Below are 15075 nucleotides of genomic sequence, written 5' to 3' on the forward strand. Positions count from 1 at the left end.
GATTCGGCAGACGTCCAACTGTGCCGGCAGCGCAGTTGTACGCTGCTTCGCAACGGTGTCAAGGGCGGCCCCGCCCGGCCTTGAGCAGCAGCAGCCCCAGGCTGGTGCCGTCGATGTCGATGGCGCTGCGGAAGCGCTCGAGAATTTCATACTCGCGGGACTGCACGATGCGGGGACGGCCAGCCGCGACACGGATCGCGCCAATCCGTTCGGCGGCGGCCCGCCGCTCCAGCCACAGCCGGATGATCTCCGCGTCGATCTCGTCGATGCGCGCCCGTAGTGCCGCGATGCGGTCGACGGCGGCGGCCGGAGGCGTGGTTGTCGTGTTCACCATGATCTCTCCCAGATATCGGTGCACGTTTTCCCGAAAGGTAAACCGGCTGCGGCCGAGCTGATAATTTCGGGGCGATCCACGGTGCGGATGCTCCTCGTGATGCGCCGCCGCTTGCAATAATCGCCGGGTGGATCGAACAGGCGCGCGCAGGATCGCCGGGATCCCGATGGTCGCACCGTCGCCGCCCGTCGCCGCCACCGTACTGGCCGTCCTCGCGGGGGCCGAGGTGGCCGTCTGGCTCGCCCTCGGCGGCGGGACCGTCGAGCGGCTGGCCGAAGGCACGCGGCTCGACTTCGTCACGCTGCTGCTCGTCGTCGGCATCCTGTGCCTGCCGACCACTCTCCCGCTGGCCTTCCGGCACCCGGCGGTCGCCGCGGTCGCGGTGGTGGTGGCCGGCGCGGCGTCGCTCGTCATGTTCCACACGCTGCCGGCCGCGGCCATGGCCGCCCAGCTGGCGGTCGCCTATCGGCTCGGGCTGGCCGGCTCGTCGTGGATGGCCGGATCGGCCGGGGTGCCGGCGCTGCTCCTGGCGCTGGCCGGGCCGGGCGACCCGAGCCTGCGGGTCCGGGCGATCCTGCTGGCCGCGCTCGTGCCGGCGGCTGCGCTGGCCGGCACCGAGCTGCGCGCCCGGTGCGAGGCGCGGGCCCACCGGGCCGACCGGCAGCAGCTCGCCGGGAGTCTCGTGGGCCACATCGCCCGCGGCGAGCGGGCCCGGATCGCCCGCGAGCTGCACGACGTGGTCGCCCACCACGTCTCCATGATCTCGGTGCAGGCCGAGACGGCGCGCCTGGCGACGCCGGGCCTGCCGGCGGAAGGCGCCCGGCAGCTGCTGGCCATCGGCGACACCGCGCGGGCGGCCCTTACCGAGATGCGCCGGCTGCTGGGCGTGCTGCGCGAGGACGCGCCGGCCGGGGCCGAGCAGGCGGCCCGCCGGCCGCAGCCCGGCCTGGGCCAGCTCGACGATCTGCTCGAAGAGGCCCGCAGCGCGTCCGGCTCGGCGATCCGGCTGATCGTGCGCGGCCCGCCCGAGCGGCTCGACCCGGGCGTGGAGCTGGTGGCGTACCGCATCACGCAGGAGTCACTCACCAACGCCCGCCGGCACGCGCCGGGCGCCGCCGTCGACGTCGAGCTGCACTTCACCGCCAACGCGCTGCGGCTGCGGATCCGCGACAATGGCCCCGGCCCACCGCCCGGTCCGGACCCCACCGGCCAGGCCGGACACGGGCAGTTGGGCATGCGCGAGCGGGCCGCGGCGGTCGGTGGCGAGGTCTGGACCGGCCCGGCGGCCGGTGGCGGATTCCAAGTCGAGGCGAGCCTGCCCACCAACTCAGGAGAGACCGGACGAGCATGACGCCGCAACCGATCCGCATCGTCGTGGCCGACGACCACCTGGTCGTGCGCACCGGCTTCGCCACGCTGCTGGGCACCCAGCCCGACCTCGTCGTGGTGGGCACCGCCTCCGACGGTGCCGAGGCGGTGCGCGTCTGCCGCGACCTGGCGCCCGACGTCGTGCTCATGGACGTACGCATGCCGGTCCTCGACGGCATCGAGGCCACCCGGCAGCTGTACGCCGACGGGGCGGACGCCCCGCGGGTCATCATCCTGACCACCTTCGACCTCGACGCCTACGTCTACGACGCGCTGCGGGCCGGTGCCAGCGGCTTCGTCCTCAAGGACGCCACCGCCGAGCGGCTCTTCGACGCCGTGCGGGTGGTCGCCGCCGGCGAGGCGCTGCTGGCCCCGGCCGTCACCCGCCGGCTCATCGGCGAGTTCGCCCGGCTCAAACGCGACACCGTGGTCCCGCCCGCCACCGCCGGGCGGCTGGCTGGCCTGACCCCGCGTGAGACGCAGGTTCTGCGGCTCGTCGCCAGCGGCCTCTCCAACCTGGAAATCGCCGATCGGCTGGTGGTCGGTGAGGAGACCGTGAAGACCCACGTCAGCCGGATCCTGAGCAAGCTGGCGCTGCGCGACCGCACCCAGGCGGTTGTCGTGGCCTACGAGAGCCGCCTGGTAGTGCCGGGCGCTCACGACCAGGAGCCCTGAGTGGAACCCACCGTCGAGGTGCGCGAACTGCACAAGCGCTACGGGGCCACCGTCGCGCTCGACGGCATGTCGTTCGCCGTCCGGCCGGGCCGGGTCACCGGCTTCGTCGGCCCCAGCGGATCCGGCAAGTCCACGACCCTGCGCGTGCTGCTGGGCCTTGACGCCGCCGACTCCGGCGAGGCGCTCATCGCCGGCCGGCCGTACCGCAGCCTGCGGGTCCCCCTGCAACAGGTCGGCGCGCTGCTCGACGCGGACGCGCCGCTGCCCGAGCGGAGCGCGCGCAACCACCTGCTGTGGCTGGCCCGCACGAGCGGCATCGGCGGCCGCCGGGTCGACGATGTCCTCGAGCTGGTCGGGCTGCCCGCCGACGCCCGCCGACCGGCCGGTGCGCTGTCGGTGGGCATGCGGCAGCGGCTCGGCATCGCCGCCGCGCTGCTCGGCGACCCGCCGGTGCTGCTGCTCGACGAGCCGTTCAACGGCCTCGAACCCGAACGGGTCATGTGGATGCGCGGCCTGCTGCGGAAGTTGGCCGGTCAGGGCCGCACGGTCCTGGTCGCCAGCCACCTCACGAGCGAGCTGGAGGACACCGCGGACCACCTCGTGGTGGCCGGTCGTGGCCGGGTCGTGGCCGACGTCGGCGTGCGCGACCTGCTCGAGCGCGCCGCCAGCGGCCGCACCGCCCTGGAGACCGGTGCCCGCGCCGCCGCCACCGCGGTGCTGGCCCGGGCCGGCGCCACCGTCGTCTCGGCCGGCTCGGCGACCCTCACCGTCTCGGGGCTGCCCGCCGAGCGGATCATCGAGGTGCTCAACGCCGGCCGGGTGCCGTTCGAGCAGATCGCACCGCACCGCAGCACGCTCGAGGCGGCCTACATGGAGCTGACCCGTGACGTCACCGAGTTCTCAGGGACGCTCGACGGTCACGGTCAGGCTGGCCACCTCGGCCACCCCGCGGCCCGCGAGGTCGCGTAGGTACGGCCCGGCCGCGGAGGGGTGGTCGACGAGGAGCGTCCCGGCCGGCAGCCGACCTTCCCGCAGCCGCTCCGGCACCAGCGCGAACGGCGAGTTCGGATGGGCCGACACCGTGATCCGCCAGCGCTCGGGCCGTCGCAGCCGGCGGGCGACGGCCGCCGCCCAGTCACGGTCGGTCTCGGCGCGCTCGCAGACCAGCCACACCTGGGCGTGGCCGGCCGGGCCGAGCAGCCGGTCGAGCCCGTCGTCGATGAACGCGAACGCGGCATCGGCGCCCGGAGTGTTGAAGGCGACATGGTCGAAGGGCTCAGACGGCGCGAAGGTCTCCCAGCGGTCCTCGGCGTAGGCGGCGGCGACGCCGTTGAGCCGGGCGTTGGCCCGCGCGAAGCGCACCGACCTCGGCCCCGGGTCGAGGCCGGCCACCCGCTGGTACCCGGCCGCGAACACCTGCGACTGGCAGCCCGAGCCGCAGCCGACGTCGAGAAACGACCGCGCGCCGGGCGGCCGGCGCAGGCTGTCCAGCAGCTCCAGCGACGAGGCATGCGGCGGCATGCAGCGCCCGTCGGCGTCGAAGACGACCAGCTCCGCGCCCCGGTTCTCGAAGACCGGATCGGAGAGGAAGTAGCAGCCGCGCAGCTCCGTGACGACGACCGTCGCCCGCACCGCCCCGGGTTCGTCCTCCGCCAGCGCGACCAGGCCGGTGCGGCGCAGCAGCGTCGCGAGCGCGGGCTCCAGGCGGCCCAGCTCGGCGGCGGGCACCCGCGCGCAGAACAGCAGCAGCCGGGTCAGCACCGACAGCGGCTGGGCCGACCGGGCGAGCCGGGCGAAATAGAAGAACGAGTACCGGCCGGTGTTGCGCAGGATCTCCTCGGCGGGCCGGTCGACGCCGAGCAGCGCCCCGACCGCCGCCGTGGTGTAGCCGGCCCGGCGCAGCCCCGCCCGCAGCTGGCCCCAGTCCTCATCGGTCACCGCTTCGAGGTCCATGACGCTCCTTCCCGACGCGCCGTGACGGGCGTACGTTGTGCCCCATGACGCAGACGCCGACGACGTCCGCCCGTCCGTTGCTCGACCCCGCCCTGCAGGAATACGCGGTGCGCCACAGCACCGCCGAACATCCGGCGCTGCGCGAACTGGCCGCGGCCACCGCCGAGCGCTTCGCCGAGCAGTCCCGCTGGCTCATCGGGCCGGACCAGGGCACGTTCATGACGCTGCTGACCCGCGCCATCGGCGCCCGGACGGCCCTGGAGATCGGCACGTTCACCGGCTACTCGGCCCTGTGCATCGCCCGCGGCCTCACCGGCGACGACGCCCGGCTCGTCTGCTGCGACATCAGCGACCGCTACGCCGGCCTCGCCCGGGCCGCCTGGCGCGCCGCCGGAGTCGACGAGCGCATCGAGCTGAGAATCGGGCCGGCCGTGGAGACCCTGCGGGCCATGGATGCCGCGCCCGCGTTCGATCTCGCGTTCATCGACGCCGACAAGGACGGTTACATCGACTACTGGGAGGAGGTCGTGCCGCGGACCAATCCGGGTGGCCTGATCCTGGTCGACAACACCTTCGCCTACGGCGGCGTCCTCGAACCCCGCGAGCCCGCCCCCGGCGTCCTGGCCCCCAACCCGGTCCGGGTGCACGCGTTCAACGAGCACGCTGCCGCCGACCCCCGGGTCGAGCTCGTCATGCTGCCGATCCGTGACGGACTCACGCTGGCCCGCCGGCATTAGCCGGCCGCGGGCGGCCCGCCGGCCCGGCCGGCGAGCAGCAGGCTTGCCGCGAAGGTGACCTCGGCCGACTTCGGGTCACCCCCGGCGCGGCGCCAGGCCCGGTACTTCGACGCGTACGTCACCACCGTCTCCTTGCCCCGCGCGCCCCTGCCCCGGGCGAGCACCCCGGCCCACATCCCGTCCCAGGCGGCGTACGCGGGGTCGTCGAGCAGTACCCGGTGGGCCCGGCGCATGTTCCAGAACGGGATGCCCGTGTTCAGGTGATGCACCAGGTGGTAGCTGTCGTAGTGCCGGCCGAGCAGGAAGTCCTCCACGGCGCCGCCGTGCCGGTTGCGGGTCATGAGGATCTGCCGCGACTCGCTCTCCGGCAGCGGATAGTGCTCGGCCAGCTCGGCCAGCCAGCCGATCGCGATCGCGGTCGTGAAGATCGGCACGAACCAGAACAGCAGCAGCAGGTGCGCCGTGCCCGTGGCGGCCGCCACGGCGGCGATGGCCGTCCACTCGAGCAGCAGCACCACGCGCTCGGTGCGCGCCGAGACGGGCATCGACACCTTCGCTGGCGGTAACGCGCCGAAGATCCGGTCGCCGATGATGTACCGCACGTAGCGCACGGTGCGGAAGCCGAAGAGCGCCAGCAGCACGTTCTTGCCGAAGAAGACGAGGTCGGACTGGCGGCTGTCGTAGAGGCCGCACTCGAGATGGAACGCGTAGTCGGGGTCGCGTTCGGGGTCGCCGAGGTAGCGGTGGTGGTAGCCGATGTGCGCGTTGCGGTACGGCGAGTAGAGGTGCAGGACCAGGTAGCCGGAGAAGACGGTGCCGAGCACCAGGTTCAGCCCTTGGTTACGGGCGAGCTTCTTGTGTGACGCCTCGTGCAGCAGGTTTGCCAGGCCGCGCTGCGTGGAGCCGATGAGCACCGCCGCGAGCGGGTAGAGGTACCAGGAGACGCCGACACACAGCCACACCGAGCCGGCGATGACGGCGAAGTCCAGCAGCACGGCCAGCACGCCGTGATGGTTGTCCAGCCGGCTCAGTGCCCGCAGTCGCCGCCGCACGTCCGGCGTGAGCGCGCCGAGGTCCAGCGGCACCCCCGGCGTCTCGCTCGCGGGAGCGGGCCGCAACCCGCTGCTCACGCGTATCCGTACGTGGGCAGGATGTCGCCGAAGCGCGCCTCCGCGAGCCGGCGGTGCTCCTCGGTGAACACGTCCTGCCACGCCCCGGCGCGTCCCTTGTGGAAGGTGAAGGCGTTCGGGTTGTACAGCGACCGCGCCACATCCTTCAGCGGCCCGGCCTGCTCGCAGCCGAGGAATGCGGCCAGCCCGGTCGTGGCGCGCAGCTGCGCCTCCGGCGACCCACCGCCCTGCGGCCCGACCAGCTCCTCGTAGGAAACCTTGTAGACGTCGGGATGGTTGAACAGCCACAGCATCCGCTTGAACTGGTCGCCGGGCGACGGGAACGACTCGTCCATGAGCGCGTAGCGCAGCCGCTCGTCAAGCGAGTCCTTGCTCTGCAGGATGCGGGTGAACGCCCCGAGATTGTTAAGCGCGCTCAGCCCGCCGCGGGTATGCCCGCACAGGAAGTTCACCATCGACAGCGTGATGTCGCGCGGGTCCCGGAAGTTGAAGATGATGCGCGGCTGGCCGGTCTCCGTCCACTCCCGTAGGAATGCGCCGTCCATGGTGCGCACGTCGAAGTCGTGCAGCACCCAGCAGATGTTCGGCGGCGTCTCGGCGAAGGGCGACCCGGCTGTGCGGCGCACCGCCCGGCGCACGAGCTCGGCGTTGACCAGCTCGGTGCTGTAGAAGCGCTCGAGGGGCATGCCCAGCCGCAGCTTCCACGCCCACGCGATCGCGTCGAACGCCTCGTCGGTGGCCGCCTCGAAGGTCGCCTCGTCGGCGGCCTTCAGCTGGGCCAGGCGGTCGGCGTCGTACACGGTCTCGGCCATCCGCCACCGGGTGTCGGCGTCGAAGAGCGGACGGGTCTCGGGCCGCACTCGCACGTGACCGTTCAGACGGTAGCCCAGCTGCCGCAGCAGCTCCGTGATGAGATGCGTCCCCGACTTCATCATCGAAACGAGAATCACGCGTTCGGCGCGAATGTTCGTCGACATGCTCGTATTGGCTCCCGTCGCAGTTCGGTCGGGCGCGGACGGTCCGGGGGCCATGCTCCGGGCGCGGGCCGAAAAGCGTCAAGCGGCACGAACTCAGCGGTGTCCAAGTGTGTTGCGGCGTCGGTTGCACGGCGCTGTGTGGCATGGCGGCCGTGCCTAGGGTGTCGAGTGTTGTGCGTCGATCGGAGGTTCGTGATGGCGGAGCAGACTGGCTTCCTACGGCCGGATGCGGTGTGCGAACCGCTGGTCGACGGGTTCTACGCGTGGCTGCTGAACGTGGCACCGGTCCAGGCGGCGATGAACCTGGCGTTCGTCCACGTGCCGATGCTGGAGTCGTTCCTGGAGCAGCCCGCCCTGCACGCCGCGTCCGCGGTGAATCCCGAGCTGCGCGGCGGGTTCTTCGTCAACATCGGCGCCGACCGGGTGGAGGCCGTGGCCCAGCTGCTGGCCGACATCCGCCGCGACCGGGCCCGGATGCTGGAGTTCGCCGCCGCGATCGCCGAGGGCGAGGCGGTGCTGCGCGACGCCGCGGCGGGTTTCAGCCTCGCGGGGCTGTACGAGCGGATGCCGAAACCGCTCGGCGGCCTGATCGAGCTGGTGTACGACACCGGCAACCAGGCGTCGATGCGGTTTCTGGAGCCGGTGGTGTACGCCTCCGCCGTGCACGACCGGGACCGGCAGTCGCTGCAGCTGTCGGTCGAGTCAGGGGTCGAGCGGCCCTTCGTGCTGTCCACGCCGCGGCTGCGTGGCGGCGGCGTGCTCGACATCGACGTGCCGTTCCGCGAGCGCGGCCTCGACGAGCTGTTCGGAGCGCGGGTGCGGCCGGTGTCGGCCGGCCGGCTCGGCGACGTGCTCGGGCTGGGGGGAGCGCAGGTCGAGGCGCTCGGTTCGCTGCTGACCGATGACCCTGGGCTGCATTCCGACCGGCATGTCGAGGCGGGAGCGCGGATTCGGTACTTCGGGCACGCGTGCCTGGTCCTGCAGACGCCGAACGTCGCCGTGGTGACCGATCCGTGGGTCTCCGCCGACGTGTCGGCCTCCGGCCGGTACACCTGGCGGGATTTCCCGGATTTCGTGGACCTCGTCCTGCTCACGCACGGCCACCAGGACCACGTCGTGCTGGAGACCTTGCTGGCGCTGCGCGGCCGCGTCGGCGCCGTGGTCGTGCCCCGCTGCTCGCGCGGCAACCTGGCCGATCCGTCGCTGGCGCTGTTCATCGAGGAGCTCGGGTTCCCCGTGGTGGAACTCGACGACTTCGCCCGCCATGAGCTGCCGGGCGGATCGGTGACGGCCACGCCGTTCCTCGGCGAGCACGCGGATCTCGACATCCGGGCCAAGACGACCTACTGCGTCGAGCTCGGCGGCCGCCGGATCTTCATCGGAGCCGACTCGTCGGGGGTCGAGCGCGGCCTGTACCGCGAGATCCGCTCGTTCGTAGGCCGGGTGGACCTGGCGTTCCTCGGGATGGAGTGCGCCGGCGCGCCGCTGACCTGGCTCTACGGCGGCCTGCTCACCTCGCCGGTGTCGAAGCGGATGAGCGACTCGCGGACGCTGTCGGGCTCCAACGCGCAGCAGGCGGGCGTCATCGTCGAGGAGTTGGGCGCCGAGGAGGTCTACATCTACGCCATGGGCGAGGAGGCGTGGCTTGTCGGCCACGTGATGGCGACCAGCTACTCGGAGGACTCCTACCAGCTGCAGCAGGTGGACGAGTTCCTGCGGTGGTGCGCCGGCCGCGGTGTGAAGGCCGACCACCTGTACGGCCAGCACGAATGGCGTTGGTAGATCCCCTCCGGAGGAACCAGATGCTTTCCGAGGTCAAGCGGCAACTGCTGGAGCGACGTCTCAGAGGGGAGCAGGCAGCGCCGCGCGGCTGGGGGGCACGGCCCGACGGACCTGTTCCACTGTCGTTCGCCCAGCAGCGGCTGTGGTTCCTCGACCAGCTCGAGCCCGGATCGATCGAATACAACGTCCCGTCGCCGATCCGGCTGGCCGGGGAGATCGACGTGGCCGCGCTGGGCAACGCGCTCGGCACGGTCGTGGCCCGGCACGAGGCGCTGCGGACCCGCCTGGTCGCCGGCCCCGACGGCGTCGCCCACCAGCTGATCGACCCACCCGGCCCGTTCCCGCTGCGGATGGCCGACGTCTCGGGCGCGCCCGACCCGACGGCCAGCGCCCAGGATCTCGTCGTCGCCGACGCGATGACGCCGTTCGACCTGGCCGCCGGCCCACTCATCCGGGCCACCCTCATCCGGATCTCGGCCGATGAGCATCTGCTGGCCCTGTCGGTGCACCATGTCGTCTTCGACGACTGGTCCGCGGGCATCCTGCGGCGGGAGCTGGCCGCGATCTACGCGGCGCTGCGGGCCGCCCGCCCCGACCCGCTGCCGCCGCTGGCCGGGCAGTACGCCGACTTCGCGTTCTGGCAGCGGGAGTGGTTGTCCGGCGCCGTTCTCGAGGAGCAGCTGACGTACTGGCGGGAGCGCCTGGCCGGCCTGCCGACATTGGAGCTGCCGACCGACCGGCCCCGCCCGCCGGTGCGCTCCTCGGCCGGCGCGGTGGTGCGGTTCGGGGTGTCGGCCGCGACGGCGGAGTCGCTGCGGGCGCTGTCGCGCGAACGTGGCACGACGATGTTCATGACCCTCCTGGCCGGGTTCGCGGTGCTTCTCGGCCGCTACTGCGACACCGAGGACGTCGTCGTCGGCGTGCCGGTGGCCAACCGGGGCCGGCCCGAGACCGAGGAACTCATCGGGTTCTTCGTCAACACCCTCGTCATGCGGCTCGACCTGGCCGGCGCCCCCGACGTCGTCGAGCTGCTCGAACGGGTCCGACGGACCACGCTGGAGGCCTACGCCCACCAGGACCTGCCGTTCGAGCACCTCGTCGACGCCATCGTCGAGGAGCGCGACAGGTCCCGTTCGCCACTGTTCCAGACGTTCTTCAACTACGTGTCGTCCGCGGCGGACGCCGACGAGCTGGCCGGTGCCGGCACCGAGGACGGCGGCGTCCGCGCCGGGGAGAGCCGCGTGGCACGGCAGCTGACCGTGTCCGACCTCGCGCTCAACGTCAGCGACCTTGGCCGTGGCGGGCTGTCCGGGATGTTCGAGTACAGCACCGCGCTCTTCGACGCGGCCACGGTCGAGCGGCTGGCCGGGCATTTCATCGCCGTTCTGGACGCCGTCGTGGCCGCCGACCGCCGCCTCGACGAGATCGATCTGCTCTCCGCCGCCGAGCGCGACGGGCTGCTGGCGCTGGGCACCGGCGCGGCCGCCGTGCCGCCGTGGCGCAGCGTGCCGGCGCTGGTGCGCGACCAGGCGGCGCGGACGCCGGATGCCGTGGCGCTCGTCGAGGGCGGTCGCCAGGTCACCTACCGGCAGATGATGGAGGAGGCCGACCGGCTGTCCGGCGCACTGCGGGCCCGCGGCGCCGGGCCGGACGACGTCGTAGCCGTGTGTCTGTCCCGGGGCCCCGAGATGATCGTCGCGCTGCTCGGTGTCCTGGGGGCCGGCGCCGCCTACCTGCCACTGGACGCCGACAATCCGCGGGAGCGGCTGCGGTACATGTTGCAGGACTCGCGAGCGACGCTGGTCGTGACGCAGCCGGCGCTGGCCGCGACCGTCGACGGCCACGGGGTGCCGCTGCTGATGATCGGGGGCGACGACGCGCCGATCGCCGACGATCGACCCGAGCCGGAGCCGGAGCAGCTCGCGTACGTCATCTACACCTCCGGCTCCACCGGCCGGCCCAAGGGCGTCATGATCGGCCACCGGGCGATGAGCCTGACCCTGGTCGAGATGGGCCGCCGCTACGAGCTGGGCCCGGGCGACGCCACCCTGCAGTTCGCGTCGCCGGCCTTCGACGCCGCCGCCGAACAGATCTTCCCGGTCCTCATGCGTGGCGGCCGGCTCGCGCTGCGCGGCACCCAGCCGTGGACCCCGGCCCGGATCCTGGAGGTGATCCGGTCCCACGGGGTGACCGTCGCCGAGCTCACGCCCGCGCTCTGGGAACTCGTAATCGCCTCGCTGCCCGGCCCGGCCCCGCTCGCCGCCGGCTGGCGGCTGCTGATCCTCGCCGGCGAGGCCGTGCCGCCGCTCGCGCTGGCCCGCTGGTTCGAGCACACGAGCATTCCCGTCTACAACACCTACGGCCCGACCGAGGCGAGCATCACCGCGGTCGCCTGGGTGCTGCGGCATCCGATGCTGCCCGTGCCGATCGGGCTGCCCATCGCCGAGACCACCGTCTACGCGCTCGACGCCAACCTGGCCCCGGTGCCCGTCGGGGTGCCCGGCGAGCTGTACATCGCCGGTGCCCGGGTCGCACGCGGCTACCGCGACCGCCCGGCCCTGAGCGCCGAGCGGTTCGTCGCCGACCCGTTCGCGGCCGACGGTTCCCGCATGTACCGCACCGGCGACCGGGTCCGCTGGAGCGCCGCCGGCCGCCTCGAGTTCCTCGGCCGCGCCGACAGCCAGATCAAGATCCGCGGCTTCCGGATCGAGCCCGGCGAGGTCGAGGCCGCGCTGGCCGGCCATCCGGGCGTGCGCGCCGCGGTGGTGACCGCCTGGGGTGCCGACACTCACCGACGCCTGGTCGCCTACGCGGTCCCCGCCGACCCGGCCGACGGCCTGCCCGCGACCGCCGAGCTGCGCGCCCACCTGCGTCGCAGCCTGCCCGAATTCATGATCCCCTCGATCTTCACCGAGCTCGCGGGCCTACCGCTGAACGCGAACGGGAAGATCGACCGCAGCGCCCTCCCGGCCCCGGACACCACCTCGCCCGAGCACGACGGGGGGTACGTCGTCCCGGCCACACCGGCTGAGGAGCGCCTCGCCGACGTCTGGGCGGGTGTGCTCGGCGTCGAGCGGGTCGGCGCAGCCGACGACTTCTTCGAGCTCGGGGGCCACTCGCTGCTGGCCACCCAGGTGGTCTCGCGGATCCGGACCGTGTTCGGCGTCGACGTGCCACTCGCCGCCCTCTTCGACCGGCCGACCGTCGCCGGGCTGGCCGCGCTCATCGACGACGCGGCCGTCGCCGGCCCGCTAGTGCCGCCGGCCATCCCGCAGGCCGACCGGGCGCAGCCCCTGCCGCTGTCCTTCGCGCAGCAGCGCCTGTGGTTCCTCGACCGGCTCGAGCCCGGCTCCACCGAGTACGGCCTGGCGCTGCCGAGCCGCTGGACCGGCCCGCTCGACGTCGCCGCGTTGGGCCGGGCCCTCGCCGGCGTCGTGGCGCGGCACGAGGTACTGCGCACCCGGCTGGTCGCCGGGCCCGACGGCACCGCACGGCAGGTGATCGACTCGCCCGGGCCGTTCCCGCTGCCCGTGCTCGACGTGTCCGGCGCCGCCGACCCGGCCGCTGCGGCCCGGCCGCTGGTGCGGCTGGCCGTCGAGGCGCCGTTCGACCTGGCGGGCGGAGCGCCGATCCGCGCGTCGCTGCTGCGCCTGGCCGAGCGCGAGCACCTGCTCGTCGTCGCCGTGCACCACGTGGCCTTCGACGAGTGGTCCGACGACATCTTCCGCCGCGAGCTGGCCGCGCTCTACGCCGGGCAGGCGCTGCCGCCGCTGCCGGTGCAGTACGCGGACGTCGCGGCGTGGCAGCGCGAATGGCTCTCCGGCTCCGTGCTGGAGGGCCAGCTGGCGTACTGGCGGGAACGCCTGTCCGGCCTCGTCCCCCTGGAGCTGCCGGTCGACCGGCCCCGCCCGCCGGTGCGCTCCCCTGCCGGTGCCGCCATCCGCTTCACCGTCCCCGCCGCCACCGCAGCCGGCCTGCGGGCGCTGGCCCGCGACAGCGGCGCCACCATGTTCATGACGTCGCTCGCCGCGTTCGCGGTCGTCCTGGGCCGGTTCTGCGCCACCACCGACGTCGCCGTCGGTTCGCCGGTGGCAAACCGGGGCCGGGCCGAGACCGAGGGTCTGATCGGGCTCTTCCTCAACATGCTGGTGCTGCGCACGGACCTCACCGGCGACCCGACCGCCGCCGAACTGGTGAGCCGGGTCCAGCGGGCCGCGATCGAGGCGTTCGGCCACCAGGACCTGCCGTTCGAGCAGATCGTCGAGGACCTCGCCACCGTCCGGGACCGGTCCCGCACGCCGCTGTTCCAGGTCATGTTCAACTACGCCGTCGCTGGGCGTGAGGAGCCCGGGAGCGAGCTACCCGGATCGGTGGGCGTCGCGCCGGCCATGGACATGCTCGACGAAACGCTGCTGGTGAAGTACGACCTCGCCCTGACCATCGGCGAGAGCGACGGGCTGGCCGGCGAGTTGCAGTACAGCACCGCGTTGTTCGACCCGGCGACCGCCGAGCGGATCGTCGCGGCCATGGTGCGGGTGCTCGGCGCGATGGCGGCCGATCCGGCGGTGCCGATCTCGCGGCTCGCCGTGCTGTCCCCGGCGGAGCAGCGGCGGCTGGTGCTGGAGTTCAACGACACCGTCACCGCGGTGTCCGGCGCGGAGAGCGTGCTGGCGCCGATCCTGGCCTCGGCGGCGCGGTGCCCGGACGCGGTCGCGGTGGTGTGCGCGGACCGTTGCCTGACCTACCGGGGCCTGGACGAGCGCTCCGCCGCGCTGGCCGCCCGGCTGCGGGCCGCCGGCGTCGGCCCCGAGACCCTGGTCGGGCTGCGCCTGGAGCGCGGGATCGACCTCGTCGTGGCGCTGCTGGCGGTCTGGCGGGCCGGCGGCGCCTACCTGCCGCTGGACCCGGCATACCCGGCCGAGCGCCTCGACTTCATGCTCGCCGACTCGGACGCCGCCCTGCTCGTCGGGCCCGGCGGCACCATCGAGCGGCGGCGCGCCCGACGAGCCGGGCCGGCGGCCGCCGCCGGCAGCGGCGACCTGGCGTACGTGATCTACACGTCCGGCTCGACGGGCCGGCCCAAGGGCGTGATGATCGAGCACGCCTCACTGCTGAACTACGTGGAGTGGTTCGTGCGCCGCTTCGCCGTCGACCGTGCCGACTGCGTGCTGGTGTCGACGTCGCCGAGCTTCGACGCGTTCGGCATCGAGATCTTCCCGGCGTTGGTCGCCGGCGGGACGTTGGCCGTCGCGCCCCCCGGGAGCGTGGTCGCCGGGCTCCTGGCCGGGCAGGCGGTGACGCTCTGGCCGACCGTGCCGGCCGTGCTGGGCTCGGTCGTCGAGCACGGCGGCGTGGCCCGCGAGCGGCTGACCGCACTGCGCCGGATCGTCTGCGGCGGCGAGGCGCTGCCGTGGTCGGTGGTGCGGGCCGTGGCGCGGCGCTGGGGGGTCGCCGTCGACAACGTCTACGGCCCGACCGAGGCGACGATCGACGTGTCCGCCTACGCGTGCGCGGGCCGCGACGGCGACGGCGTCGTGCCCATCGGGGCACCGCTGGCCAACGCCCGCCTGCTCGTGCTGGCGACGGACCTCACCCCCACCCCGGTCGGCGTCGCAGGCGAGCTGTACGCGGGCGGCGCCCCCGTCGGCCGTGGCTACCTCGGCCGCCCGGTTGCGACCGCCGAACGGTTCGTGGCCGACCCGTTCGCGGCCGACGGCTCGCGGCTGTACCGCACCGGCGACCTGGTGCGCTGGCGCGCGGACGGCGACCTCGAGTTCCTGGGGCGGGCCGACGACCAGGTGAAGATCCGCGGCTTCCGGATCGAGCCGGGCGACATCGAGGCCCGGCTGGCCACCCACCCCGGCGTCGGCGGTGCGGTCGTCGCCGTCGTGGGGGAGCGCCTGGTGGCCTACCTCGTCCCGTCCGACGCGGCGGCCGGCCTGCCGCCCACCGAGGCGCTAAGCGACCACCTGCGGGGATGGCTGCCGGAGTACATGGTGCCGGCCGCGTTCGTCGAGCTGTCGGCGATCCCGGTGACGGCGAACGGGAAGGTCGACAAGGCCGCCCTGCCCGCACCGCCGCGTCCCACCGACGACCTCGTGGCGCCGGCCACCCCGACG

Annotated in this window: 10 protein-coding genes; 6 read left to right on the plus strand and 4 right to left on the minus strand. The window is 73.5% G+C overall.

Translation table 11 applies throughout. The annotated features are described in order from the left end of the window. Positions 1–58 precede the first annotated feature (58 nt). Entirely contained in the window at positions 59–532 is a 474-nt protein-coding gene (locus AC507J_RS25235; RefSeq protein WP_496291685.1) for a chorismate mutase, read from the minus strand. Between AC507J_RS25235 and AC507J_RS25240 the strand changes: the two genes are divergently transcribed. The 3 genes from AC507J_RS25240 to AC507J_RS25250 all read left to right on the plus strand — a co-directional run bounded on the left by AC507J_RS25240 (position 501) and on the right by AC507J_RS25250 (position 3346). Beyond that, positions 501–1685, plus strand: a complete 1185-nt coding sequence (locus tag AC507J_RS25240; protein ID WP_496291686.1) for a sensor histidine kinase — start codon at positions 501–503, stop codon at positions 1683–1685. The genes AC507J_RS25235 and AC507J_RS25240 overlap by 32 nt on opposite strands. Beyond that, positions 1682–2377 (plus strand): response regulator, encoded by a 696-nt coding sequence (locus AC507J_RS25245; protein ID WP_496291687.1) that lies wholly within the window; start codon positions 1682–1684, stop codon positions 2375–2377. The genes AC507J_RS25240 and AC507J_RS25245 overlap by 4 nt, the downstream gene beginning before the upstream one ends. Positions 2378–2443: 66 nt before the next feature. Beyond that, complete coding sequence (locus AC507J_RS25250) at positions 2444–3346, plus strand: ATP-binding cassette domain-containing protein (RefSeq protein WP_496291695.1); 903 nt, start codon at positions 2444–2446, stop codon at positions 3344–3346. Here the strand turns inward: AC507J_RS25250 and AC507J_RS25255 are convergent. Continuing rightward, positions 3278–4330, minus strand: coding sequence for a methyltransferase domain-containing protein (locus tag AC507J_RS25255; RefSeq protein ID WP_496291688.1), 1053 nt, complete (start codon positions 4328–4330; stop codon positions 3278–3280). The genes AC507J_RS25250 and AC507J_RS25255 overlap by 69 nt on opposite strands. A gap of 44 nt (positions 4331–4374) precedes the next feature. Here AC507J_RS25255 and AC507J_RS25260 point away from each other — a divergent pair, with 44 nt between their 5' ends. Next, positions 4375–5067 carry an O-methyltransferase gene (locus AC507J_RS25260; RefSeq protein WP_496291689.1) on the plus strand — a complete coding sequence of 231 codons (693 nt, stop codon included), beginning with the start codon at positions 4375–4377 and terminating at the stop codon, positions 5065–5067. Here the strand turns inward: AC507J_RS25260 and AC507J_RS25265 are convergent. Together AC507J_RS25265 and AC507J_RS25270 are read right to left on the minus strand one after the other, a co-directional pair. Next, positions 5064–6197 (minus strand): fatty acid desaturase, encoded by a 1134-nt coding sequence (locus tag AC507J_RS25265; RefSeq protein WP_496291690.1) that lies wholly within the window; start codon positions 6195–6197, stop codon positions 5064–5066. The genes AC507J_RS25260 and AC507J_RS25265 overlap by 4 nt on opposite strands. Beyond that, positions 6194–7174: a hypothetical protein gene (locus tag AC507J_RS25270; RefSeq protein ID WP_496291691.1), complete on the minus strand. Its 981-nt coding sequence runs from the start codon at positions 7172–7174 to the stop codon at positions 6194–6196. The genes AC507J_RS25265 and AC507J_RS25270 overlap by 4 nt, the downstream gene beginning before the upstream one ends. A 138-nt stretch (positions 7175–7312) precedes the next feature. On the opposite strand from AC507J_RS25270, the gene AC507J_RS25275 reads away from it, so the two are divergent. Both AC507J_RS25275 and AC507J_RS25280 read left to right on the plus strand, forming a co-directional pair. After that, positions 7313–8956 carry an MBL fold metallo-hydrolase gene (locus AC507J_RS25275; RefSeq protein WP_496291692.1) on the plus strand — a complete coding sequence of 548 codons (1644 nt, stop codon included), beginning with the start codon at positions 7313–7315 and terminating at the stop codon, positions 8954–8956. A 20-nt stretch (positions 8957–8976) separates the two neighbouring features. Continuing rightward, a partial coding sequence (locus tag AC507J_RS25280) for an amino acid adenylation domain-containing protein (protein WP_496291693.1) occupies positions 8977–15075 on the plus strand: 6099 nt, incomplete at its 3' end.

This window comes from Micromonospora sp. PRAS1, assembly GCF_059553435.1.

What these genes read in the sequence shown, in the direction of transcription:
- AC507J_RS25240 (WP_496291686.1), top strand. Translation starts at nt 501, where the DNA reads ATGGTCGCACCGTCGCCGCCCGTCGCCGCCACCGTACTGGCCGTCCTC.
- AC507J_RS25245 (WP_496291687.1), top strand. Translation starts at nt 1,682, where the DNA reads ATGACGCCGCAACCGATCCGCATCGTCGTGGCCGACGACCACCTGGTC.
- AC507J_RS25250 (WP_496291695.1), top strand. Translation starts at nt 2,444, where the DNA reads ATGTCGTTCGCCGTCCGGCCGGGCCGGGTCACCGGCTTCGTCGGCCCC.
- AC507J_RS25255 (WP_496291688.1), bottom strand. Translation starts at nt 4,330, where the DNA reads ATGGACCTCGAAGCGGTGACCGATGAGGACTGGGGCCAGCTGCGGGCG.
- AC507J_RS25260 (WP_496291689.1), top strand. Translation starts at nt 4,375, where the DNA reads ATGACGCAGACGCCGACGACGTCCGCCCGTCCGTTGCTCGACCCCGCC.
- AC507J_RS25270 (WP_496291691.1), bottom strand. Translation starts at nt 7,174, where the DNA reads ATGTCGACGAACATTCGCGCCGAACGCGTGATTCTCGTTTCGATGATG.